This window comes from Mycobacterium sp. 236(2023), from assembly GCF_029623955.1.
Lineage (GTDB): Bacteria > Actinomycetota > Actinomycetes > Mycobacteriales > Mycobacteriaceae > Mycobacterium.
In genome coordinates, this window is record NZ_JARSBP010000005.1 from 245255 (window position 1) to 270291 (window position 25037).

The following is a 25037-nucleotide window of genomic DNA, read 5'->3' on the forward strand; positions in this document are numbered from 1 at the left end:
GCACGTGAATTTCGGCTGCGTACTGTCAGACCATGGACGACACCGATGACGAGCTCGCCAGCCTGTCCGAGTTTATCTTCCTGCGGGAGAACGCTCGCCAGGCCGGGGTGACCGGCGCGCTCCCGCCGGCGTCCCGGGTCGATGCCGGACCGGTCAGCGGGCTGAAGTTCGGCGACGAGGACCCCCGCGTCGTGTTCCTGCACGGTGGCGGTCAGAACGCCCACACCTGGGACACCGTGATCATCGGACTCGGCCTGCCCGCCCTGGCACTGGACCTGCCCGGCCACGGCCGGTCGGCCTGGCGCGAGGACGGCGACTACGGCCCGAAGTTCAACGCCGAAGCGGTCGAACCCGTGATCCGCGAACTCGCGCCGGACGCCGACCTCGTCGTCGGGATGTCGCTCGGCGGACTCACTGCGCTGCGACTGGCCGTCACCGCACCCGAACTCGTGCGCAAGCTCGTCATGGTCGACGTGACACCGTCAGCACCGGAACGGCACACCGAGATGACGGATGCCCAGAAGGGCACCGTCGCGCTCGTGCAGGGCGAGCGAACGTTCCCGACGTTCGACTCGATGCTTGAGGTGACCGTCGCCGCCGCACCGCACCGCGATCGAGAGTCCCTGCGCCGCGGCGTATTTCACAACGCCAAACGACTCGACGACGGCACCTGGACATGGCGCTACGACTCGATCCGCAAGGGTGAGGGCTTCGAAGGACTTTGGGACGATGTCCCTAAGCTCACCACGCCCACCACACTGATCCGTGGCGCCAACTCGTTCTTCGTCAACGACGATGACGCCGCCGAATTCGCCCGCACCGCACCGGGATTCCAGCAGGTACACATCGTCGAGAACTCGGGACACTCGGTGCAGAGCGACCAGCCGCAGAATCTGGTCGCCCTGCTCCGGGACGTGCTCGACTCTTCCGATTAATCGTCGGCGGGCAACGGAACCACGTTGTAGCCAAGGTCTTTCAGTATGGCCAGTTCGACGGCGCTCAGCGTCCAGATCTTGACGCCGTCGGGGACCTCGGCGTTCATCATCTTCATGCTTTCGTCGGTGAAGGTGTCGTCATCGAGGTGATGCACCGTGCTGCCGCCGGCGTACTTCTCCGGGGTGAACACCGGGACGAGGCCGCCGTACTCCTTGACTGCATTGACTCCGCTGAAGTACAGCCCGCCGTTCTTCCCGATCAGGTTGTCGTCGAACGCAGAGTTGAAGGTGGTGTCGCTGTTGTAGACCTTCTCTCCGCCTTCGTCCGTGATCATCGACGCGTAGAGCATCCTCGTGCTGTTCGCGCCGGTGAGCGCCCCCCACCCGAACGAGTGCAACACTTCGTGCATCATCGTGCCGACGAAGTCAACCTGGTCGTAGCGCACGACGTCGGTGAGCGACCAATTCTGCCCGAAGTTCACGTTGATCTCGCCGTCAGCCGCGTCCCCGTTGAGGTCTTCTCCGGTGATGATCTCGTGCTGGATGAAGGTTCGGACGAAGCCGGGCTGCTCGGTGATCAACTCGCCGCGCGCTGACATCAGCGTCAAGCTCTCGGAATCGTCCTTTGCGAACACGTCGTAGCTGAGCACCACCGGTTTGTTCACGCGGAAGTACCAGAGCAGCTCGTCGGTCGCACGCTTGACCGCCGCCAACCGTGCCGACCACCAGATCTCGCCGTCGGGGTCGTTCTTGTAGTCGAAGTCAAACTTGATGGCTCCCTGGTTGATCAGCTGAGAGCCCTTGGTTCCTAAGGGGCGGAACAGATTCGCCAAGTTGACGTGCAGACCCTCGTCGATCGCCATCACGGTGAAGGTGTCGACACCATTGAAGTCCGCATTGGGCGTGTAGGTGTACGTACCGTCGGCGTGCAGTCGCAGCGAGCCCGTCTTCGGCCCCTCGACGATCCGATAGGTGATGTCGTCCTCGTCGACGTCGTCACCGTTGACGTTGCCCGTGATGGCACCTTCGACCACGCCGGTGATCTGGACCGGGTCCACCGACGGCGCCCGGTTGAACAACGCCCGCCGCATCGCGAAGAACGACTGCTCCAGCGACAACTTGGTTTGCGCGGAAACCTGCAGCGCGTCAATCCGCGCGATCGTCTCTTCGGTCCAGACATCGATTGGATCGGTGGAGTCGACTTCGTCCTGCGTCACCTTCGGCAGCCGGACCGCGTTGTAGCCAAGGTCTTTCAGGATCGCGATCTCGAGGTCGCTGAGCGTCTGCCACTTGAGCCCGTTCGGCCGCAACGCGTTCATCAGTTGGTAGTTGTCACCGATGAACGTGAAATCGTCGAGGTGGTGGATCGTGCTGCCCCCGGCGAATTGCAGTGGCGTGTAAACCGGAACGAGTCCGCCGTACTCTGCGACCGCATTGGCGCCACCGAAGTACAGTCCGCCGTTCTGGCCGATCAGATTGGGGTTGTACTTCGTGTTCCAGGTCGTGTCTTCGTTGAAGAGGTGCTCGCGGTTTCTGGTCACGAGGAATGACGAGTAGATCGCCCTTCTGAGCTCAGCGTCGCTGAGATTGCCCCAGCCCCACGAATGCAGTAACTCGTGCATCATCACGCCGACGAAATCGGACTGAGTTGGGGGGATGTAGGGGCCCAGCGACCAGTTCTTGCCGAAGTTGACGGTGATGTTGCCGTCGGCTTTCAGTCCGTTGGTGTCCTCACCGGTGATGATCTCGTGCTGCAGACGTGTGCGGACGAAGCCGGTCAGCTCGGTCATCAGCTCGCCGCTGGCGCTCGCAAGTGTGAAGGAGTTCGGGTCGTTGTACACGACGACGTCGTAGGTCAGAAGCACGGGTTTCGGCACGCGCACGTACCAGACGAGTTGGTCGGCCGCCTGCTGGAGAGCGGCGACCCGTTCGTCGGTCCAGATCTCGCGATCGGGATCGTTGGTGAAGTTGAACTCGAACTTGACAGCCCCGTGGTTGATCAGCAAGGTGGCCTGGGTTCCGATGGGGCGGAACAGATTCAAGAGATTGATGTGCAGACCCGCATCGATCGCCATTACCGTGAAAGTGTCGACCCCGTTGAAGTTTTCACCCGGCGTGTACGTGTAGGTACCGTCCGCGTGGAAACGCAGGGCGCCGGTCGTCGGGCCTTGAACGATCCGGTAGTAGATGCGGTCGTCATCGGCGTCGTCTGCGTAGACCCGACCGGTGATGTCCCCGGTGATCACACCGGTGATCTGCACCGGGTCGACGGTGGGAGCCTGGTTGAAGAACGCCCGCCGCATGGCGTAGAACGACTCTTCCATCCGCAACTTGCGCTGATCCGAGACGTTCAAGGTGTCGATCCACGCGACGTGGCGCGCTGTCCAGTCGTCGAGGAACTGGGCGACGACCTCGCTCCAGGGTGTTACCGGCTGCTCGTCGTCCGTTGGATCTGCCAGCGCCGTCGCGCCCGAATCCGTTGCAGTGGAGGTGTTCTCCGTCTCCATCGGTGACTCGACCAGGTCGACATCCTCGACCGAAGTCTCGACGGCCGGCTCGTCCAGCGCGGGCTCGTCAGCAGCGTCGGTGGTGGCAGCGCTGTCCTCCGCCTCGACCTCGTCGTCGTCGATCTCGTCGTCTACCTCAGCGGCGACGTCGGCCTCGTCGTCGGCATCCTCGGCATCGGACTCATCGGCGGCGTCTACGTCATCTCCATCGGCGTCCGTGTCATCTGCGTCGGAGTCATCTTTACTCGACGCCGATGGACCGGCCTTGTCCGACTTGCCGGTCTGGGACGAGTCCGACGACGCCGACGACTCGCTACCGGTGTCGGCCGACGCCGTGGCTGGATCCGGCCCGACAAGGCTGAACCCAAGCAATGCCGCACCCATACCCGCCGATGCGACCCCAAGTTGTAGCCAGCGTCGGACCGGCAGGTCCTTCGATTTGCGATTGTGCCCAGTTCGATTGGTGGACAACGAATCTCTACGATGCTTCGTCACTATTGACCCCCGAGTTAGTTTCCCAGGGAATTTATACCGCAGATCGCCGTAGTTTGCTAGCAAACCACTCTATTGGCAGGCTCAGACAGCAATGATCGTCTGGGGGACCACCGTGTAACCCAGGTCTTTCAAGACGCCGAACTCGACGGGACTGATCACCCGAATCGAGGTGCCGGCGGGCGCGACCGCGTCCATGAGTTGCCCTGCAGTCGACGGTGAATAGTCATCGAGGTGCTGGCCCGTGCTTCCGGTCCACCCTTCGGGGAACGCGAAGAGCGGTACGGGTTTACCGCCGTTGGCCTTCACCGCGTTGGCTCCGCCGAAGAAGAGGCCGCCGTTGCCCCTCAACAGATTCGGATTGAACTCGGTGTTCCACGTATGGTCGTCGTTCCACAGCGTGCGGCCGTCTTTGTCGACCAGGAGGCTGGCGTAGACGGACCAGTAGCGCCGGTTGTTCAGGTACGGGGCGTTGTCACCGGCGAATACCCACCCGAAGGAGTGAAGGAGTTCGTGCATGATGACCATGGTGAAGTCGTTCTGGTCGCTGGCAAGCGTGTCGTCGAACGACCACTTCTTTCCGAAGTTGACGTAGAGCAGTCCGTCGTCCCCCGTGCCGGGCGCCGTTGTTCCGGTGAGCAGCTTGTGCTGGACTCGGGTCAGCCAGGTACCCGGGTCATAGCTCGTGTACAGGCTTCCCGCCGCCGCTAGGAGTCCCGAGTCGTTCGAGAACGTCGTGACGTCGTAGGTCAGGTTCACCGGCTTGAGCACACGGAAGTACGACACCAGCATGTTGGCAGCGCGCTCCATCGCATCCAGCTTGGGCTTGTCCCACTTATCGAGGTCCGCTTCCTTGATGTGGAATTCGAACTTGACGGCACCCTGGTTGATCAGTGAGGTGGCTTGACCGCTGGCGACCGGACGCAGCGGCTGAAGCAGGTTGACGTGGAAACCGATGTCGATGGCGCGGACGTAGAAGGTGTCGACGCCGTTGAAGTCTTCGTCGGGCGTGTAGGTGAAACTGCCGTCGGCGGCGATTTTTACCGTGCCCGTGGTCGGCGACTTCGACACGATGTAGATCATCCGGTCACCGTCGGGATCGACCGCGCCGACCGTGCCTGTGATCGATCCTGTGATCACACCGGTGATTTGGATCGGCGCGACCGTAGGCGCCTGGTTGAAGAAGGTCCGCCGCATCGCGAGGAACGAGGCCTGCAGCCTTTCCTTTCTCGCGTCCGAGATCTCGAGTGAGTTCACCCACGCCTGGTTCTTCTCGGTCCACTCATCAAGGAAGTCGGCCACCCGCTGCTGCCGCTCGGTCAGCTCAGACACGTATGGGGGATTCGGCGGATCCGGGATCGGTGAGCCAGCAAGTGCTGAACGGGTCTGTTCCACAACGACATTGGTGCTCTCGGCCACGACCTCAGCCACGTTGTCACCGGCGTCATGGAGGGCGGCAACGTCCGCGTCGGTCTCACCACCGTCGGTGTCCACGCCCTTGCTGGCGTGGTCCTCGTCCGTCTCATCGAGCGCGTCGTCGACGACGTCCGACTCCGAGTCGTCGGTGTCGACGTCCCTATCCGCTTCGTCAGAATCGGCTTCGTCGGCGTCGGTGTCGGTGTCGGTGTCGGTGTCGGTGTCGGTGTCGGAGGAACTTTCTTCCGACGACGACGGTCCAGCAGATCCCGAGTCGCTTGAATCGGAGGAATCCGACGATGCCGACGACTCGGCACCCGTGTCGGCGCCGGCCGTCGCCTGGCTCGGCCCGACCAGGCCGAAGCCGAGCAATGCTGCGCCCATACCCGCAGAAGCCACACCGAGCTGGAGCCAACGGCGTACCGCGAATTCCTCCGACTTGCGATGACGGCCAGTCCGTCTGGCGGACGATGGTTCTCTTCGAAGCGCAGCCATATTTACCCCCTGGTTAGTTGCTTACGCAACGTTATACCGGATGGCATCAGTGTTTGCTAGCAAAACCGTGGCATTCCGCGCCGCACGTGCCGGCGGGGTGGCCGTCAACTCTTGTTCACCCATTGCTTGCCTTCTGCTACCCCGGCTGCAGTAACTTCCTGCGGGTCCGGCCGCCCAGCCCCCCGGCCGGAATTCATGCCGGAAGGAAACTGTCGCCATGGCGCTAGTGCCGCTCAATCTGCTTGTCAGCCACAACGGAAAGTCCAAGCGACAGCACGTCACCTGTGTGCACAAGTGTGGCAACGCATGCTCGAAGCCGGTGCCCAACAAGAGCGACAACGAGTACTTCGGCGACATCGCCAAGGCGGTTTCGCGGCGCTCCATCCTGCAGGCCGGCGGCGTCGCCGTTCTCGCCGTCGGCGCAGGCTCGGCGCTGGCCGCATGCTCCAACAACTCGCAGCCGGCACCCACGACCGCCTCATCGTCGCCTGCAGCAGCCGAGCCCCCCGCCGGCATGAACTTCGCCTCCGTCGCCCCCAACAGTGAGGACGCCGTCGTCGTCGCCGACGGTTACGAGCAAGGGGTCGTCATCAGCTGGGGGGACCCCGTGCTGCCCGATGCGCCCCCGTTCGACGTCACCAAGCAGACCGGCGCCTCGCAGCGCGGCCAGTTCGGCTTCAACAACGACTTCGCCGGGCTGCTCCCCATCGAGGGCCAGGATGGGCACTACCTTCTGGTGACCAATTACGAGTACGCCACACCGCAATTCATGTTCCCCGGCTACAACGCCGACGCCCCCACCCGCGACCAGTTCGACGTCGAGATCGCGTCGATGGGTATGGGCGTCGTCGAGGTCGAGCGCACCCCCGAAGGTGGTCTGAAACCGGTGATGGGCAAGTACAACCGGCGCATCACCGGCGACAGTCCGTTCACACTGGCCGGGCCCGCCGCGGGCACCGACTTCGTCAAGACCCAGGCCGACCCCACCGGCCGCACCGTGCTGGGTACCATCGCCAACTGCGCCGGAGGCGTAACACCCTGGGGCACTGTTCTTTCCGGTGAGGAGAACTTCCACGGCTACTTCGGCGCACCCGAAGGTTCGCCCACGCCCCAGCCCGTCGACGCGGATCGCTGGGACCGCTACGGTCTGTCCCCGGAGCCCTCCGAACTCAAATGGGAGACATTCGATCCCCGCTTCGACCTCGTCAAGACCCCCAACGAGAACAACCGGTTCGGCTACGTCGTCGAACTCAACCCGTGGGATCCGACGTCCACCCCGATCAAGCACTCCGCGATGGGCCGCCTCAAGCATGAAGGCGCCAACATCTACGTCACCGACGACGGCACCGTCGTCGCGTACACGGGTGACGACGAGCGCTTCGACTACATGTACAAGTTCGTCTCCACCCGCAAGATCCAGCCGGGGACCGACCCCGCCGCGATGGCGAACAATCTGGCCATCCTCGACGAGGGCACGCTCTACGTCGCCAAGCTGTCCAGCGACATCCCCGTCAACGAAATCGACGGCTCCGGAAAGCTTCCCGCCAAAGGCTCGTTCGCAGGCTCCGGTACCTGGCTGCCGCTGCTGAAGTCCGGACCCAACGGGCAGGCCGAGTCGCTCGTCGACGGCATCACCGCGCAGGAAGTCGCCGTGTTCACCCGAATGGCCGCCGACAAAGCCGGCGCCACCAAGATGGACCGCCCCGAGGACTTCGAGGCCAACCCCAAGACCGGCAAGGTCTACGTCGCACTGACCAACAACGACGAGCGCGGCGCCGACGGCGAAGCGCCCGCTGACGCGTCAAACCCGCGCAACGACAACAAGAGTGGGCAGATCCTCGAGATCACCGACAACCACACGGGCACCGACTTCACCTGGGACCTGCTGCTGGTCTGCGGTGACCCCGCCGCCGCCGACACCTACTACGGCGGGTTCGACAAGACGAAGGTCAGCCCGATCTCCTGCCCGGACAACCTCGCCTTCGACAGCCACGGCAACCTGTGGATCTCCACCGACGGCAATGCGCTCGACTCCAACGACGGACTGTTCGCCGTCGCGCTGGAGGGCCCCAACCGCGGTGAGACCAAGCAGTTCCTGACCGTGCCGCTCGGAGCCGAAACGTGCGGCCCGGTGGTGACGGACGACATCGTCACCGTCTCTGTCCAGCACCCGGGTGAGAACGACGAGAACAGCATCGACGACCCGCAGTCGAGGTGGCCAGAAGGCGGCAACGGCACGGCGCGGCCGTCGGTGGTCGCGGTGTGGAAGAGCGGCGGCCAGATCGGCATGTAAGTGCCGGGCGCAGGGTTACGTTGGAATCATGACTCTTCCGATCCGTATCGGCGTTCAGCTTCAGCCGCAGCACTCCCCGCAATACAGTCTCATCCGCGATGCCGTGCGCCGCTGCGAGGACATCGGCGTCGACGTGGTGTTCAACTGGGATCACTTCTTCCCGCTGTACGGCGACCCCGACGGCGCGCACTACGAGTGCTGGACGATGCTGGGTGCGTGGGCCGAGCAGACATCGCGCATCGAACTCGGCGCGCTGGTCACGTGCAACTCCTACCGCAACCCTGAACTGCTTGCCGACATGGCCCGCACCGTCGACCACGTCTCGGACGGACGGCTCATCCTGGGCATCGGATCCGGCTGGAAGCAGAAGGATTACGACGAGTACGGCTACGAGTTCGGCACCGCGGGCAGCCGCCTGGACGACCTTGCGGATGCGCTGCCCCGGATCGAATCCAGGCTGGCGAAACTCAATCCCCAGCCGGTGCGCGACATCCCGGTGCTGATCGGCGGCGGAGGCGAGAAGAAAACTCTCCGCCTGGTCGCCCAACACGCCCACATCTGGCATTCCTTCTCGGACACCGACAGCTACCCCCGCAAGTCCGAGATCCTGGCGCGGCACTGCGCCGACGTGGGCCGCGACCCGGCGACGATCGAGCGGTCGGCGGAAGCCAAGGGCCGCAACTCCGAAGACCTTCTCGAGAACGCCGCAGCGCTGACGTCGCTGGGCATCTCGATGCTGACCGTCGGCGTCAACGGGCCAGACTACGACCTGTCGACGGCGGAAACCCTCTGCCGCTGGCGGGACCGCCAAAACACCGGCGGGTGATGCTGCGGAACGGCCCTGCGGGCGGGAGCTGCCGTGAGAGACTGTCGCCGCCATGCCCAAGAAGTATGGGGTTAAAGAGAAGGACCTCGTGGTCAATCACGTGGTCAATCTGGTGTTGACAGGAAAGCTCCGCTCCGGAGATCGCCTGGACCGCAACGAGATTGCCACTCAACTCGGGCTCAGTCGGGTGCCGATCCAAGAGGCGGTCGTGCAACTCGAGCACGACGGGATCCTGTCGACGCGCTATCACCGTGGGGCCTACGTCGAAAGGTTCGACGAGTCGGCTGTCCGCGAACATCACGAGCTCTACGGCCTCATCAGCGGCATCGCGTCCGGGCGTGCCGCGGCCGCCGCGGACCCGACGGTGATCGCCGAGCTCGACAGCGAGGTCGCGCAGATGCGGACCGGTCGCGACGCGCGACAGTTCGATGCCCACGCCAAGCGGTTCCGCGCCATCGTCAACGCCGAGTACGCCGGGCCGAGACTGCAGGCGGCGATCGACTCGTCGAAGACGTTCATCCCCGAGTCCTTCTGGGAGACGTACGTGCAGCACCGTGAGCAGCTGCTGCCCTCGTACGAGGCCGAGCTCGCCGCGATCATCGCCCGGGACGGGACTGCCGCCCGTGCCGCATGCGCAGAACGCGCCGAGGTCATGGCCAGAATCCTGTTGAACGAGCTGGTCCGGCGCGGCGTGCTGTGCGCTTTGCGTTCCGGTTGAGGAGAAGCCGCCGACTCGATCGGGCGGCGCGCTACCTTGCTTTGAATGACGTGCTTACGGGTACTGCGCCACACCGTGAAGACCTTCGTGATCGCGCTGGTGGTGGGAATCGTCTTCACCATGGGGTTTGCCGTCCCGGCAAGTGCCCAGGTGGCCAATGCTCTCCACCGGGTGTCGAGAGCGCCAGCGCGCTACCCACCAATCTCGCCGCGGCCGCGAGCGGCCCCGAGGCCGACAAGTACACGACAGCGACGGTCAAGCCCCTCGACTCCGTCGACGTCAACGCCCTGGGTCTGAGCCAGCCGGGCGTTCTGACCGTCGGCACGCTCTCCGACGCGCCCCCCAGCATCTGCATCAACTCTGCAGGCCAGTTCACCGGCTTCGACAACGAACTGCTGCGCGCCGTCGCCGACAAGCTGGGTCTTCGGATCAACTTCGTCGGCACCGAGTTCTCCGGGTTGCTGGCCCAAGTCGCAGCCCGGCGGTTCGACGTGGGGTCGTCGTCGATCACCACCACCGACGCCCGGCGCCGCACCGTCGGCTTCACCAACGGCTACGACTTCGGCTACTTCTCGCTCGTCGTTCCCAACGGCTCCCCGATCGACGGCTTCGGCAAGCTCGCCTCCGGGCAACGCATCGGGGTGGTTCAGGGCACCGTGCAAGAGGCCTACGTCATCGACACGCTGAAGCTGCAACCCGTCAAGTTCCCGGACTACAACACCGTCTACGCCAGTCTCAAGTCCGGTCAACTCGACGCGTGGGTGGCGCCGTCACAGCAGGCACAGGGCACGGTGCAGCCCGGTGACCCGGCGCAAATCATCGAGAACACCTTCAGCTTGGACAATTTCATCGCCTGGGCGGTCGCCAATGACAACCCCGCCCTGATCGACGCGCTGAACTCCGGCCTCGACGCCGTCATCGCCGACGGCACGTGGGCGAAGCTGTACACCGACTGGGTGCCCCGCGCCCTGCCGCCCGGATGGAAACCCGGATCCAAGGCAGCCCCGGAACCTGAGCTTCCCGACTTCACCGCCATCGCCGCCGAGAACCAGGCCGGCAACACGCCCGCAGCTCCCGTCCAGCCGAAATCCATGCTGTCCCAACTCGGCTCGGCTTTCCTCGATTGGGACCTCTACCGCCAGGCCATCCCCGACCTGTTCAAGACCGGCCTGCCCAACACGTTGATCCTCACCATCTCCGCCAGCATCATCGGCCTGATCCTCGGCATGGCGCTCGCCGTCGCCGGAATCTCGAAATCGCGATGGCTGCGCTGGCCCGCCCGGGTGTACACCGACATCTTCCGCGGGCTGCCCGAAGTGGTGATCATCCTGCTGATCGGTCTCGGAATCGGTCCCGTCGTGGGCGGACTGACCGGCAACAATCCCTATCCGCTGGGCATCGCGGCACTCGGTCTGATGGCCGCCGCCTACATCGGAGAGATCTTCCGCTCCGGCATTCAGAGCGTCGATCCCGGCCAGCTCGAGGCCTCTCGCGCACTGGGTTTCGGCTACCCCACGTCGATGCGGCTCGTCGTCGTACCTCAAGGCGTCCGGCGCGTGCTGCCCGCACTGATGAACCAGTTCATCTCACTGCTGAAGGCGTCGTCGCTGGTGTACTTCCTCGGGCTCGTCGCCGACCAACGTGAACTCTTCCAGGTCGGCCGGGATCTCAATGCCCAGACGGGCAACCTGTCGCCGCTGGTGGCCGCCGGCCTGTTCTATCTGGCGCTGACGATCCCGTTGACACACCTCGTCAACTTCATCGACTCCCGGCTGCGCAAAGGACGACAACCCACCGACGAGGACCCACTGACACTGTCGACCTCGCAGGAGATGAACTGATGACCACTGCGGTTTCCCTGACTGCCAAGGACATTCACCTGTCGTTCGGCAAGAGCGCGGTGCTGCGAGGTGTCGACCTCGACGTTGCCGCCGGATCCAGCACCGCCGTGATCGGACCGTCCGGGTCCGGCAAATCGACCTTGCTGCGCACGCTGAACCGGCTGTACGAACCCGACCGGGGCGACATCCTGCTCGACGGACGCTCGGTGCTCGGCGACAACCCCGACCAGTTGCGGCAGCGAATCGGCATGGTGTTCCAGCACTTTCAGCTCTTCCCGCACCGCACGGTGCTCGACAACGTCGCGCTGGCCCCGCGAAAGCTCAAGAAGCTCAGCACCGACGAGGCCCGCGATCTCGGCCTCGCCCAGCTGGATCGGGTCGGATTGCGCCACAAGGCCGAGGTCCGGCCCACGACGCTGTCCGGCGGCCAACAACAGCGGGTCGCCATCGCCCGGGCACTGGCCATGGCACCGCAGGTCATGTTCTTCGACGAAGCCACCTCTGCGCTCGACCCCGAGCTGGTCAAAGGGGTGCTCGAGTTGATCGCGGACCTCGGCGCGGACGGCATGACCATGGTGGTGGTCACACACGAGATGGGGTTTGCTCGCTCATCCGCCGACACCGTCGTCTTCATGGACCACGGCCAGGTCGTCGAAACCGGACCGCCCGAGCAACTATTCGAATCCGCCGAGACCGATCGGCTGCGGCGCTTCCTCGCCCAGGTCCTCTGAACCCTGCGACCAGCCGCGATTTCGCGAGAATCGCGCGGACACCCCAACTTGGCAGCATCGGACAGGTTAGGCTGTCTGAATTATGGTGGCCACCGAAGCACGGGTCAGCGAACTCGCTGGTGAATTGCAACGCGTGCTGTCCAAGGTGATGTCGGTGATGCGGCACACCGGGCGGACTGCGACGTCCGGCGACCTCACGCTCGCCCAGCTGTCGATCCTGCTCACGCTGTTCGATCAGGGCCCGATGCGCATGACCGAACTCGCCGCCCACGAACGGGTCCGCACACCGACGACGACGGTGGCCATCCGCCGGCTGGAGAAGCTCGGCCTGGTCAAGCGCGACCGCGATCCGTCCGATCTGCGCGCCGTCCTCGTCGACATCACCCCCCAGGGTCTGGCCCAACACCGGGAGGCGTTGGGGTCCAGGCAGGCTCACCTCGCCGCGTTGCTGAGCAAGCTCAGCGAGGACGAGCTCGAAGCGCTGACGAAGGCGCTCGCGCCGCTCGAGCGCATCGCGGAATAGCGCTCAACCCAACCAGTCCAGCACCGCCGCCGCGGTCCACGATTGCTGCATGCTGCCCAACGCCTCACCCGTGAACGGTTCGTAGTACTCGGCGAACGTGCCGTCACTGGCCTGGCGCAGTCCTTCCCGGCGCAGCGTGGACGAGCGCTCTGCCCACCCGCGCCGCGCGAAGCACCACGAGAACAGCCACGTCATCACCGGCCAGACAGGTCCCCGCCAGTACTCCCGCGGACGGAAGTCCCGCGACACCGGCGACGTCGACGGGATCAGCGCATACGCGAGGTCAGGGTGTCCGCAGAAGCGCGGCCCCTCCAGCAACCGCAGCAGCGCCCGCTCCCGATCGTGGGACAGTCCGCCGCACAGCAGCGGCGCGAACTGTGCCGCCGTCTCGGTGACGATCCACTTCTCCGCCCGCAGATCGTAATCCCTTGCCGCACCAGTTCTTTCGTCAGTCGTCGCAATCACTCCGGAGCGGAAGCGGTCCGCCCAGGAATACAGATCCCTCACGTCGGCGAGCGGCCGTTTGTGATCCTCACCGATCTCGGCGAGCACCTGACACGCCACCGACAGGATCGCCGAGACGAAGACGTCCTCGACCGCGAAACTGACAGTCTTGGAAAGTAACTCGTCGTCGTAGCGGGCGGCCTTCATCTCCTCCAGCAGCCACAGGTACCGGTCGTATTCCATATCGGAGGGACGCTGGGTGGCGTCGGTGTTGATCTTGTTGTCCTCGCGCTGATACTCCGGCACATCTCCCGGAATCACGTTGGCGTAGGCGCTGTCCCAGCGCGGCGAGTTGTCCATCCCGGACTCCCAGCCGTGGTACATGGTGACGCGGCCATGCCCGTTGGGGTCGCGGCTCTCGGCCAGCCAGCGGTGCCAGCGCACCAGATCGCTCCAGCGCCGGTCCAGGAATGCTTCGGCGACCGCGCGGGTGGAGCGGCCGCGGCTCCGCGCGTGGTCGAGGATGCGTTGGACCGCGATCGCATGGACGGGCGGCTGGGTGATTCCGGACGTGTGCCGCGACCGCGGAGCGTCGGCCGACAGGGCCGAACAGGCCCAGCGGGCCGGGCCAGGGAAGTACCCGTCCACCCCGTTGGCGAAGACGATGTGCGGGATCATGCCGTTGCGCCACTGCGCCGACAGCAGCGTGTCCAACTCGACCACGGCGCGCTCCACCGAAAGCGGCGCCAGGCCGATGGACACGAAGGCGGCGTCCCAACTCCACATGTGTGGATACAGCAGGGGCGCGGCGGTGGTCATGACACCGAGGTCGTTACCGCGCAACAGATAGGCGGCGCGGGCCGCCAATTGTGTCGGGGCGAAGCTGGGATCGTGCGGCATTGTCCGTCAATGATGCGACGACTCTGCCCGATATGCAGGCCGGTAGGGTTTCGGGTGTGCCGACAGCCATGATCACCGGGGCGTCCGGCGGTCTCGGATCCGCCCTCGCCGACGCGCTGGCCTCGACACACACGCTGTTTCTGGCCGGGCGACCGTCGTCCCGGCTCGACGCCGTAGCCGAGCGTCTCGGAGCCACCACGTGGCCCATCGACCTCGCCGACCCTGACGCGATGGCAGCGGTCGTCGAGCCGATCGTCGAGCTCGATGTGCTGATCCACAACGCCGGAGTGGCCTACCCGGGCCGGGTCGCCGAATCCCAGGTCGACGAGTGGCGCGCGACCATGGCCGTCAACGTCGTCGGCACCGTCGCCCTGACCCTCGAGTTGCTGCCCGCCCTGCGCAGCGCAGGCGGCCACGTCGTGTTCATCAACTCCGGCGCGGGCATCAACGCCTCATCGGGGTTGGCGTCCTATACGGCGAGCAAGTTCGCGCTGCGGGGATTCGCCGACTCGTTGCGCGTCGACGAGCCGTCCTTACGTGTCACGTCGATCCACCCCGGCCGCATCGCGACCCCCATGCAGGAAGACCTCGTCGCCTACGAGGGCAGGCCCTACGAACCCAGCGAGTTCCTGAGCCCAGAGACCGTGGCGCAGTTGACCGTCGAGGCCGTCAATGCCCCGCCCGACGCACACGTCCGCGAAGTCGTCATCCGCCCGCGGTAATCCCCCTGCGATTTCGGCGTACTTCGACAATGCTGCGTTGACGTTCTACGCCCGAATCGCCGAACGCACCGTCGCGATCACGCGGTCGGGATACTCCACCAGATCGAGCCATGTGAATCGGAGAACCTGCCAGCCCTGCAGCGCAAGATGGTTCTGCCGTTTGCGATCGTTCTGAAATGCTTCCGGATCGCTGTGGAACGCCCAACCGTCCACTTCGATCGCGACTTTGGCTCCGCGAAACACGACGTCGACAACGTATTGCCCGACACGCACGTTGGTCCGCCAGCCCGTTATCGCCGACGCACGCAACAGCTTTGTGAAGAGCCGCTCGGCTTCGGAGTGCTCGCCATCGGCAGCCTGCAACAGGATCCGAGCCGACGGTGAACCGTACCGACCCTTGTTTCGCACATGCGTCGCCCACAAGTCACCGAGGCCGGCGTCACTCTGCAGCGCTCTGTCCATGATTGCCGCATTGCCATAGCCGCGGACTGCGGCCTCGATGGCCGTCAGTGGCAGCGCGGTGACACGAAGGCCCTTGCATTCGACGACGTCACCTTGGCACAGGTCGCGCCGGCGTACGCGCGTGCCTTCTCGCTTCCGCCCGCTGGAGTTCCGCGGCACGGTCACTTCGATGTCGCGCGGTGCGTAGCGTGTGAGGCTGTGCCACCACGCGGCAGCCAGCCCGCTGGCCACCGCATGCTCGCCGAATGACCAGACCGCCGCTCGAAGACGTGCGGCGTCCGTGAAAGGCCGATCGTCGACGAAGTAGACGCCTCGCGAGCACTGCCGCCACAGTCCAGATCGAACGCGCTGATGCACCGACTGTCGGCTCAGGCCCGCACGACACGCTTGCGCCAGCGTGACTACCCCGTCTTGACGCCGGAGATATTCCTTTAGCACATAGGTTTTGACGCACGGGTCTAGCGGAACGGTTCCGGGAATGGCGATTCGGGCGTAGTTGGTAACGCTGAGGTTGTCCAAGTACGCCGAAATCGCGGGTTAGACGACGACGTTGACGAGGCGGCCCGCGACGACGATGACCTTCTTCGGGGACTTCCCGTCCAAGAACGCCACGACCTTCTCGTCGGCCAGCGCCGCCGCCTCGACCGCGTCTGCCGCAGCGTCGGCCGCAACCGTGACGCGGCCACGCACCTTGCCGTTGACCTGAACCGGGTACTCGACGGTGTCCTCGACCAGGTAGCGCTCGTCGGCCACCGGGAACGGGCCGTGCGCCAGCGAGCCGTCGTGACCGAGTCGCCGCCACAACTCTTCGGCCAGGTGCGGCGCCAGCGGGGCGACCATCAACACCAACGGCTCAAGCGCGGCGCGCGACGTCACCGCATTCTTCGTCAAATGGTTGGTGTACTCGATCAGCTTCGCGGCCGCGGTGTTGTTGCGCAGCGCCGCATAGTCGTCGGCCACCCCGGCAATCGTGCGATGCAGCAGTCGCAGTGTGTCGTCGTCGAGTGCGTCATCGGAAAAGGCCGGTGCCCCAGTGTCTTCGGAGACCAGCAGTCGCCACACCCGCTGCAGAAATCGGTGCGCACCGACGACGTCCTTGGTGGCCCACGGCCGGGAGGCCTCCAGCGGCCCCATCGACATCTCGTAGACGCGCAGGGTGTCGGCTCCATAGTTGTCGCAGATCTCATCGGGCGACACGGAGTTCTTCAGGCTCTTGCCGATCTTGCCGAACTCCTGGTTGACCTCGATCTCGCCCTCTGGGGCCGGATACCAGAACTTGCCGTCCCGCTCGACGACGTCGGCCGCAGGGACATAGGACCCGCGGGAGTCGGTGTACGCGAAGGCCTGGATGTAGCCCTGGTTCACCAAGCGGCGGTACGGCTCTCGCGAGCTGACGTGGCCGAGGTCGAACAGCACCTTGTGCCAGAACCGCGAATACAGCAGGTGCAGCACGGCGTGCTCGACACCACCGACGTAGAGGTCCACGCCGCCCGGGTCGCCGGGGCCGTGCTCGGCCGGCCGCGGACCCATCCAGTACGCCTCGTTCTCCTTGGCGCACAGGGCTTCCTTGTTGAACGGGTCGGTGTAGCGCAGCTCGTACCAGGAGCTGCCCGCCCACTGCGGCATCACGTTGGTGTCGCGGGTGTAGCTCTTGAAGCCGTCGCCCAGGTCCAGCTCCACGTTCACCCAGTCGATCACCTTCGCCAGGGGCGGTGACGGCTCGCTGTCGGCATCGTCGGGATCGAACGACACCGGCGAGTAGTCGGGAACGTCGGGCAGTTCAACAGGCAGCAGCTCCTCGGGCAGGCCACGTGCACGCCCGTCCTCGGCATAGACGATCGGGAACGGCTCGCCCCAGTACCGCTGCCGCGCGAAAAGCCAATCCCTCAACTTGTACTCGACCCGCGCCCAACCGTGCCCGTCGGCGGTCAGCCGGTCCGTCATTGCCGTCTTCGCGGTGGCGACATCCATGCCGTCCAGGAATCCCGAGTTCACCAACGGCCCGTCACCGGTGTAGGCCTCCACGGAAACGTCGCCGCCGGCAACGACTTCCACGATGGGCAACCCGAACTCGGTGGCGAAATCCCAGTCGCGCTGGTCACCGCTGGGCACCGCCATGATCGCGCCCGTTCCGTACCCGGCCAACACGTAGTCGGCGATGAACACCGGAACCTGTTGTCCATTGGCCGGATTCGTCGCGTACGCACCCAGGAACACACCCGTCTTGGACTTGTTCTCCTGACGCTCCAGATCGGACTTGGCGGCGATCCCGGCGCGGTAGGCGGCCACCGCACCGGCGGGCGTCGCCGCGCCGAACGTCCAGCGCTCGTCGACACCCTCCGGCCACGCGCCCGCCACCAAGCGGTCCACCAGCTCGTGTTCGGGAGCCAGCACCATGTACGTCGCGCCGAAAAGTGTGTCCGGCCGCGTCGTGAACACCTCGATGTCGCCTGCGTCGGTGCCGAAAAGCACCGAGGCGCCAGTGGATCGGCCGATCCAGTTGCGCTGCATGGCCTTGACCTTGTCCGGCCAGTCCAGCACATCGAGGTCATCCAGCAGCCGGTCGGAGTACGCGGTGATCCGCATCATCCACTGCCGCAGGCGTTTCCGGAACACCGGAAAATTGCCGCGCTCGCTGCGCCCGTCGGCCGTGACTTCCTCGTTGGCCAACACGGTCCCCAGACCCGGGCACCAGTTCACCACCGAATCGGCCAGATACACCAGTCGATACGAGTCGACGACGTCGGCCCGCTCGTCCTCGGTCAGCGATGCCCACGCCCGGTCCCCGGCCGAACGCGCGCCGGACTCGAACTCCGCGATCAGCTCCGCGATCGGGCGCGCCTTGTTGACCGACGTGTCGAACCACGCGTTGAAGATCTGCAGGAAGATCCACTGTGTCCACTTGTAGTAGTCGACGTCGGTGGTCGCGAAGCTGCGCCGGGCGTCGTGCGCCAAACCCAACCGCCCGAGTTGGCGCCGGAAGTTGACGATGTTCGCCTCGGTCCTGGTCCGCGGATGGGTGCCGGTCTGGATCGCGTATTGCTCGGCGGGCAGACCAAAGGCGTCGAAACCCAAGGCGTGCAACACGTTACGTCCGGTCATCCGGTAGTACCGGGCATACACGTCGGTGGCGATGTAGCCCAGCGGGTGCCCGACGTGCAGGCCCTCGCCCGACGGATACGGGAACATGTCCTGGACGAACATCTTGTCGGCGGGCACCGCACTGCCGTCGGCCGGTGCCAGCGATCCGACCGGATTGGCGACGTCGAACGTTCCCGACTCCGTCCACCGCTGCTGCCAGGCGCGCTCGATCTCACCAGCGAGTTCCGCGTTGTAGCGGTGCTCGGGGGTGTCGTCGACAGGAGCGATGGGCGTTTCAGTCACCCCACCAGGGTATAAGCACCCCGCTCGCCGATTTCCGGGCGTCGGGTAGGTCTCGGTTCCGTTGCGGATGCATCAGGGGTTGATTCCAGGTCGGTTTTAGGGCTGGTGACGTCGCGACGGCCGTGGATACATTTCTCGCCTGACGGCTCCACACGTTGGAAGGGACTGGACTCGGATGAGCGAAATCGCCCGCCACTGGCGGGTTCTGGCAGGAGGCATCGGGGCTTGCGCCGCCGGTGTCGCGGGGGTGTTCGGCGTCACCGCCTCCACGGCATCCGCCCAGCCTGCTATTCCTCAGCCCGCGATTCCGGTCCCCGCCACGGTGACGCAGACCATAACGGTCACCCCCAACGCCGCGGCCCAACCGGCTGCCGCCCAACCCGTGACGCCTGCCGCGGCCGGCCCGGCCGCCATCCCCGCCGCCGCGGGCGCAGCTGTCGCCCCCGCCGTGCCGCCCCCACCGGTGTCGACGATCGTCCCCGCCACGTCGGGAACACTCGCGGAGTTCTTCGCCTCCAAGGGTGTCGCGATGGAACCCCAGGTCAGTCGCGACTTCCGAGCGCTGAACATCGTCCTGCCCATGCCCCGCGGCTGGGAGCACATCCCCGACCCCAACGTGACGGACGCGTTCGCCGTCCTCGCCGACCGCGTCGGCGGCAATGGCCTCTATTCGTCGAACGCGCAGGTGGTCGTCTACAAGCTGGTCGGCCAGTTCGATCCGAAGGAAGCGATCAGCCACGGCTTCATCGACAGCCAGAAGCTGCCGGCCTGGCGGTCCACCGATGCCTCGCTCGCCGACTTCGGCGGCATGCCGTCGTCGATCATCGAGGGCACCTACCGCGAGAACAACATGACGCTGAACACGTCGCGGCGCAATGTCATCGCCACCGTCGGCCCGGACAGCTACCTGGTATCGCTCGCGGTCACGACCAGCGTGGACCAGGTTGTCGCCGCCGCAGGCGCCACCGAGGCGATCGTCAACGGCTTCAAGGTCAGCGCACCCTCGGCAGCCCCGGCAGCGCCTCCTGCCGCCGGCCCGGTGCCGCCGCAGCCCGCGGCGCCGCCCCAAGCTCCCAGCGTCCCCGCAGTGGCTCCCCCGCCACAGCTGTTGGGACTGCAGGGATAAACGACGTCGTCCCCCGGGCGAAGCCTGGCGCCCGGGGGACGGCGGCCTAACCGGCACACCGTATTCTGAAGCTCATGCTGGTCGCCGCCGTGTTGAGTCTGTGCGCGGCCCTCGTGACCGCCGCTCTGGGTGTGTGGTCGCTGATGCGCCGGCCGTCTGATGATTTCGTGCAGCGGGTGCTGCGCGCCGTGGCTCCGACCCAGCTCGCCGCCGCCGTGATGCTGGGGGCGGGCGGTGTGGTCGCCCTATCGGCCCGACCATCGACGGGGCTGACGATCCTCATCGTGTGCATAGTCGGCGCGATCGGCACCGTCGCCGCGGGATGCTGGCAGAGCGCCAAGGCCGTCACCCGGGAGAACGCCCGGCAAACCGTCGCGAGTGGTACCGGCGGATGCGGCAGCGACAGCGCGTGCGGTTCATGCACGCTGTCCTGCGGGCGCTAATTCCTGCTGAGGTCGATCGGGTGTGTCGCCATCAGCGACAGGGGCATCGGCTGGCGGCGCAGGATCCTGGCCCACAGGTCGACGCGCGGCTCCACGAGAACATCAGAAGGCAACGCGGACAACACAATCCAGTCGTCACGCTCGATCTCTCCCTCTAGCTGACCGATCGTCCAGCCTGAATAGCCCGCAAAGATCCGCACTCCCTCGACCAGCGGTGCCAAGCCGTCCGGTTCCGCGTCGAGATCCACCATCACGACGCGTCCCTGGACATGCCGAAGTCCCGGCACCCCCGCCGGGTCGGCCCCGACCCGCAACGTCGCCAGACACAGTGCGGCGTCGCGCTTGACCGGCCCGCCGATGAACATCGTCTTCGGCTTCGTCGCCAGCTTCGCCCACTGCGGCAGCACGTTGTACACCGCCGTCTCGCTCGGGCGGTTCAGTACTACACCGAGGGTGCCGCCGTCGTTGTGCTCGACCACGTAGATGACGCTGCGGCGAAAGGTGGGCTCCAGCAGATCGGTGTTGGCCAGCAGCAGTGTGCCCGCGCGGACCCGGGGAGCGATGGGTGCAGCCCTGTCGTGGTAATCCTCCGGATCGTCTGGCTGCGCCATCCGACCATCATGTCACCACCGACACCAGGATCGGGGCGAACAAGCGGTCCGCACGCCGATATTTGTACTGTTGGTCGCGTGCCCGACGACCACGCTCTACGCACGCTGTGGCGTTCGGTCCGAGCCCTCCCGGAGTTCCGCAGGCTGCTGGAGTTGCGCGCCGTCAGTCAGTTCGCCGACGGCCTGTTCCAGGCGGGGCTCGCCGGCGCGATCCTGTTCAATCCCGAACGCGAAGCCGAACCGTGGGCGATCGCCGCCGCGTTCGCCGTGCTGTTCCTTCCGTACTCACTGCTCGGACCGTTCGCCGGCGCGCTCCTCGACCGCTGGGACCGGCGGTTGGTCCTGCTCGCAGCCAACACCGGCCGTCTCGTGGTTGTCGTCGGTGTCAGCGCACTGCTGGCCGCCGGTGTCGGAGATATTCCAATCCTGTTGAGCGCGTTGGTCGTCAACGGTTTCACCCGATTCGTCTCGTCGGGGATGTCGGCGGCGCTGCCGCACGTCGTGCCCCGGGCCCAGGTGATCGCGATGAACTCCGTGTACACCGCGACAGGCTCGATCGCCGCGTTCGGCGGGGTGGTGTTCATGCTGGTGCCGCGCTGGCTGTTCGGTGCGGGTGACTCGGGCGGGTCCGTCGTCATCGTCCTCGTCACGGTGCCGGTGGCGTTGGCGCTGTGGTTGTCGAAGCGATTTCCGCCTCGGCTGCTCGGCCCCGACGACAGCGTGCGCGCGGTCCACGGCTCAGTCCTCTATGCGGTGGCCACCGGCTGGGTGCACGGTTTGCGGACGGTCATCGCCGTCCCCACCGTCACGGCCACCCTCGGCGGACTGGCCGCACATCGGATGGCTTTCGGCATCAATACGATGCTCGTGCTGGTGATGGTGCGCCACGCCGAGGAGGCCACCGTAGCCGGCTTCGGAACGAGCTTTCTGTTCCTCACGTCAGGCGGTGCCGGGCTCTTCCTCGCGACGCTCCTGACACCGTGGATGGTGAAGAGGTGGGGCCGCTACGTGACGCCCAACGGGGCCCTCGTGTTCGCCGCCGGCGTGCAGCTCGTCGGCGCGACGCTGAACCTGCCCGTGATGATCGTGTGCGGATTCCTGCTCGGCGCGGCGGGTCAGGTCGTCAAGTTGTGTGCCGACACCGCGATGCAGGTCGACGTCGACGACGCACTGCGCGGGCACCTGTTCGCCGTCCAGGACTCGCTGTTCTGGGTGGCCTACATCCTTTCGATGGTCGGCACCGCCGCCGTCATTCCTCCCGACGGTCGGTCACCCGCGCTCGCCGTCGCCGGCTCCGGCTTCTACCTTGTCGGGCTCGCCGTGCACGCGACGGTGGCCAAGCGCCGCCGACGGCGCGGCTAGGGTGATCGGCATGGCCGGAGCTGCCCCGATGGTCGCCGATCTGCGTGCTGAAAGCGACGATCTCGACACCCTGATCGCGGAGCTACCGCCGCAGCGGTGGGCGACGGAAACCCCCGCGCCCGGCTGGACGATCGCCCACCAGATCGCACACCTGTTGTGGACCGACCGGGTGGCGCTCACATCGGTCACCGACGAAGCCGGGTTCTCCGCGGTGCTCGCCGAAGGCGCGGAGAACCCGACGGAGTTCGTGGACGCCGGTGCCGAAGCGCTCGCCCTCGCGCCGCCAGCCCAACTGCTGGCCGACTGGCGTGCGACCCGCGCTGCCCTTCACGACGAACTGCTCACCGTCGCCGAGGGCCGCAAGCTGCCGTGGTTCGGTCCCCCGATGAGCGCAGCATCGATGGCGACGGCACGGCTGATGGAGACGTGGGCGCATGGCCTCGACGTCGCCGACGCGCTCGGGGTGACGCGGACGCCGACGGCGCGGCTGCGCTCGATCGCCCATATCGGGGTCCGGACACGGGATTTCGCGTACGCCGTGCACGGGCTCACCCCGCCTGCGGAACCGTTCCACGTGAAACTATCCGCGCCAGACGGCTCGAGTTGGACGTGGGGACCGGAGGACGCCGCTCAGCGCGTGACGGGTTCCGCCGAACACTTCTGCATGCTCGTCACGCAGCGCCGGCCGCGTGCGCAGCTGGATGTCGTCGCCCACGGAGCCGACGCCGAGAAGTGGCTGACGATCGCGCAGGCATTCGCGGGACCGCCGGGGCCGGGACGGGGTTAGAGATATTCGGCGGCGTCGGCCGCTCCGTCGCCGTCCCCGTCGGACAGCCGCACATCCCAGCGCCCGTCGCCGTCGGTGTCGACCCACGCCTGCCCCGCCCCGAACGCACGGTCCGCCAATCCGTTGCCGTCAACATCGCCCAGCCGCTCGGGAGAACCGTCGGCGTCGAGATCCACAGGGGCCGACGACGCCGGATGCTCGACACCGTCGAGCCCGAGCCAGCGCAGTGCCGCGCCGTTGCGGTCCGCGGCTACCGCCCAGGTGCCCGTGCCGTCGTCGGTGAAATACGCCTCCGGAACCGCGTCGCCGTCCAGGTCGAAGACGGCGTGATCGGCCGTCCCGTCGGCGTCGAGATCGAGCAGCACGTCGTCGAATCCGTCGTCGTCGACGTCGAGTCCCACGGCGTCGAACACCCCGTCGCCGTCGAAATCCGTGTCGGGACCGGCAGTCCACAACGTGGCGGACCCGTCCGGGTCACCCAAGCAGTACTCCACACTTGATCAGACGCACGGCTACGCCCGCTCGTTCCACCACTTCATCAATTCATCGACAGCCTGCTCGCGATCGAGAGGCCCACGATCCAGCCTCAACTCCTTGAGGTGGTTCCACGCCTGACCGACCTGCGGCCCCGGCGGGATCCCGAGGATCTTCATGATCTCGTTGCCGTCGATGTCGGGGCGCACGCGCTCGAGATCCTCCTTGGCCGCGAGGTCCTCGATGCGCTGTTCCAGATCGTCGTAGCTCGCCTGCAACCGTGCCGCGCGCCGCTTGTTGCGTGTCGTGCAGTCGGCACGGACCAGCTTGTGCAGCCGGGTCAGCAGCGGACCCGCGTCGGTGACATACCGCCGTACCGCCGAATCGGTCCAGCGGCCGTCGCCGTACCCGTGGAACCGCAGATGCAGATACACCAACTGCGACACGTCGGCGACCATCTGCTTCGAGTACTTGAGGTCGCGCATGCGCTTACGGGTCATCTTCGCGCCGACGACCTCGTGGTGGTGGAAGCTCACGCCGCCGTCGGGCTCGTGCCTGCGGGTGGCCGGCTTGCCGATGTCGTGCAGCAGCGCGGCCCACCGCAGAACCAGATCGGCGCCCTCGTCCTCGAGATCGATGGCCTGACGCAGCACGGTCAGCGAGTGCTGATAGACGTCCTTGTGTTGATGGTGCTCGTCGATCGCCATCCGCATCGCACCGATCTCCGGCAGCACGACGTCGCCCAGCCCGGTGTCGACCATCAGGTCCAGACCGGCGACCGGATCGGCGCCCAGGAGCAGCTTGTCGAGTTCGGCGGCGACACGTTCGGCCGTGATCCGCGACAGCTGCGGCGCCATCTCCTCGAGCGCGTGCCGAACCCGCGGCGCCACGGTGAACCCGAGCTGCGAGACGAACCGCGCCGCCCGCAGCATGCGCAGCGGATCGTCTCCGAACGACACCTCCGGCTCCGACGGGGTGTCGAGCACCCCGTCGCGCAGCGCCGCCAGACCGCCCACCGGATCCAAAAACTCAGTCGGCCCTTCCGGGGTGACCCGCACGGCCATGGCATTCACCGTGAAGTCGCGGCGCACCAGATCGTCGGCCAGGTTGTCGCCGAAGCGCACCTCGGGATTGCGCGACACCTGGTCGTAGGTGTCGGCGCGGAACGTCGTGATCTCCAGCCGGTCACTGCCCCGGCCCACCGCCAAGGTGCCGAACTCGATGCCCGTGTCCCACAGCGCGTCCCCCCAACCCCGGAGGAAGCGCAGCATTTGCTCGGGGCGCGCGTCGGTGGTGAAATCGAGGTCGTTCTTCGCCGGGTCGAACCGCCCGAGCAGCGCGTCGCGCACCGTCCCACCGACGAGATACAACTCGTGGTTGTTGTCGGCGAACACCTGGCCGAGGTCGCGCAGCACCGCGCCATGACGATTCAACGCGACTTGCGCGGTCGCCAGCCGTTCGGCGTCGGAGATGGGGTCGGGCACGTCCGGTGAGCCTACTGGTTAGCAGAGCCCACTGGTCACAGCCATGTCACCGACCGGCGAG

At 66.0% G+C, this 25037-nt stretch carries 20 protein-coding genes; 12 read left to right on the forward strand and 8 right to left on the reverse strand.

Going from position 1 to position 25037, the window contains the following annotated elements; genetic code table 11:
• Positions 1–32: 32 nt before the first annotated feature.
• Positions 33–935, forward strand: a complete 903-nt coding sequence (locus P9A17_RS22010; protein WP_278040862.1) for an alpha/beta hydrolase — start codon at positions 33–35, stop codon at positions 933–935.
• Here P9A17_RS22010 and P9A17_RS22015 read toward each other — a convergent pair.
• Complete coding sequence (locus P9A17_RS22015) at positions 932–3826, reverse strand: Ig-like domain-containing protein (RefSeq protein ID WP_278040863.1); 2895 nt, start codon at positions 3824–3826, stop codon at positions 932–934. The two genes, P9A17_RS22010 and P9A17_RS22015, sit on opposite strands and share 4 nt — an antisense overlap.
• Before the next feature lie 192 nt (positions 3827–4018).
• On the reverse strand, positions 4019–5734 hold the full coding sequence (locus P9A17_RS22020; protein ID WP_278040864.1) for an Ig-like domain-containing protein: 1716 nt from the start codon (positions 5732–5734) through the stop codon (positions 4019–4021).
• 328 nt (positions 5735–6062) lie between these two features.
• Between P9A17_RS22020 and P9A17_RS22025 the strand changes: the two genes are divergently transcribed.
• The 6 genes from P9A17_RS22025 (at position 6063) to P9A17_RS22050 (ending at position 12777) form a co-directional block, all read left to right on the forward strand.
• Positions 6063–8138 carry a PhoX family phosphatase gene (locus tag P9A17_RS22025; RefSeq protein WP_278040865.1) on the forward strand — a complete coding sequence of 692 codons (2076 nt, stop codon included), beginning with the start codon at positions 6063–6065 and terminating at the stop codon, positions 8136–8138.
• Positions 8139–8166: 28 nt separating this feature from the next.
• On the forward strand, positions 8167–8964 hold the full coding sequence (locus P9A17_RS22030) for an LLM class F420-dependent oxidoreductase (protein WP_278040866.1): 798 nt from the start codon (positions 8167–8169) through the stop codon (positions 8962–8964).
• Between the two features lie 52 nt (positions 8965–9016).
• Positions 9017–9682, forward strand: coding sequence for a GntR family transcriptional regulator (locus tag P9A17_RS22035; RefSeq protein WP_278040868.1), 666 nt, complete (start codon positions 9017–9019; stop codon positions 9680–9682).
• A 50-nt stretch (positions 9683–9732) separates the two neighbouring features.
• Positions 9733–11523, forward strand: a complete 1791-nt coding sequence (locus P9A17_RS22040) for an ABC transporter substrate-binding protein/permease (RefSeq protein ID WP_278041054.1) — start codon at positions 9733–9735, stop codon at positions 11521–11523.
• A complete protein-coding gene (locus P9A17_RS22045; protein ID WP_278040869.1) occupies positions 11523–12254 on the forward strand; it encodes an amino acid ABC transporter ATP-binding protein in 732 nt (243 codons plus the stop codon). Before P9A17_RS22040 ends, P9A17_RS22045 begins: the two co-directional genes overlap by 1 nt.
• 82 nt (positions 12255–12336) lie before the next feature.
• Positions 12337–12777 carry a MarR family transcriptional regulator gene (locus P9A17_RS22050; protein WP_278040870.1) on the forward strand — a complete coding sequence of 147 codons (441 nt, stop codon included), beginning with the start codon at positions 12337–12339 and terminating at the stop codon, positions 12775–12777.
• 3 nt (positions 12778–12780) lie between these two features.
• Here P9A17_RS22050 and P9A17_RS22055 read toward each other — a convergent pair whose 3' ends face one another.
• Positions 12781–14121, reverse strand: coding sequence for a glycogen debranching protein (locus tag P9A17_RS22055; protein ID WP_278040871.1), 1341 nt, complete (start codon positions 14119–14121; stop codon positions 12781–12783).
• 56 nt (positions 14122–14177) lie between these two features.
• On the opposite strand from P9A17_RS22055, the gene P9A17_RS22060 reads away from it, so the two are divergent.
• Complete coding sequence (locus P9A17_RS22060; RefSeq protein WP_278040872.1) at positions 14178–14843, forward strand: SDR family oxidoreductase; 666 nt, start codon at positions 14178–14180, stop codon at positions 14841–14843.
• Between the two features lie 45 nt (positions 14844–14888).
• On the opposite strand, the gene P9A17_RS22065 is transcribed toward P9A17_RS22060, so the two are convergent.
• Together P9A17_RS22065 and leuS are read right to left on the reverse strand one after the other, a co-directional pair.
• Positions 14889–15743: a DUF559 domain-containing protein gene (locus P9A17_RS22065; protein WP_278040873.1), complete on the reverse strand. Its 855-nt coding sequence runs from the start codon at positions 15741–15743 to the stop codon at positions 14889–14891.
• 99 nt (positions 15744–15842) lie between these two features.
• Positions 15843–18689: a leucine--tRNA ligase gene (leuS, locus tag P9A17_RS22070; RefSeq protein ID WP_278040874.1), complete on the reverse strand. Its 2847-nt coding sequence runs from the start codon at positions 18687–18689 to the stop codon at positions 15843–15845.
• Between the two features lie 175 nt (positions 18690–18864).
• On the opposite strand from leuS, the gene P9A17_RS22075 reads away from it, so the two are divergent.
• Positions 18865–19815, forward strand: a complete 951-nt coding sequence (locus P9A17_RS22075; RefSeq protein WP_278040875.1) for an LpqN/LpqT family lipoprotein — start codon at positions 18865–18867, stop codon at positions 19813–19815.
• Between the two features lie 74 nt (positions 19816–19889).
• Positions 19890–20258: a hypothetical protein gene (locus tag P9A17_RS22080; RefSeq protein ID WP_278040876.1), complete on the forward strand. Its 369-nt coding sequence runs from the start codon at positions 19890–19892 to the stop codon at positions 20256–20258.
• Here P9A17_RS22080 and P9A17_RS22085 read toward each other — a convergent pair.
• Positions 20255–20869, reverse strand: a complete 615-nt coding sequence (locus tag P9A17_RS22085) for a YqgE/AlgH family protein (protein ID WP_278040877.1) — start codon at positions 20867–20869, stop codon at positions 20255–20257. The two genes, P9A17_RS22080 and P9A17_RS22085, sit on opposite strands and share 4 nt — an antisense overlap.
• Positions 20870–20947: 78 nt before the next feature.
• Here P9A17_RS22085 and P9A17_RS22090 point away from each other — a divergent pair, with 78 nt between their 5' ends.
• Positions 20948–22231, forward strand: a complete 1284-nt coding sequence (locus P9A17_RS22090) for an MFS transporter (RefSeq protein WP_278040878.1) — start codon at positions 20948–20950, stop codon at positions 22229–22231.
• A gap of 10 nt (positions 22232–22241) precedes the next feature.
• Positions 22242–23018, forward strand: a complete 777-nt coding sequence (locus P9A17_RS22095; RefSeq protein ID WP_278040879.1) for a TIGR03084 family metal-binding protein — start codon at positions 22242–22244, stop codon at positions 23016–23018.
• Here the strand turns inward: P9A17_RS22095 and P9A17_RS22100 are convergent.
• Both P9A17_RS22100 and P9A17_RS22105 read right to left on the reverse strand, forming a co-directional pair.
• Entirely contained in the window at positions 23015–23512 is a 498-nt protein-coding gene (locus P9A17_RS22100) for a pullulanase (RefSeq protein WP_278040880.1), read from the reverse strand. The two genes, P9A17_RS22095 and P9A17_RS22100, sit on opposite strands and share 4 nt — an antisense overlap.
• Before the next feature lie 18 nt (positions 23513–23530).
• Positions 23531–24976 carry a CCA tRNA nucleotidyltransferase gene (locus tag P9A17_RS22105; protein WP_278040881.1) on the reverse strand — a complete coding sequence of 482 codons (1446 nt, stop codon included), beginning with the start codon at positions 24974–24976 and terminating at the stop codon, positions 23531–23533.
• Between the last annotated feature and the right edge of the window lie 61 nt (positions 24977–25037).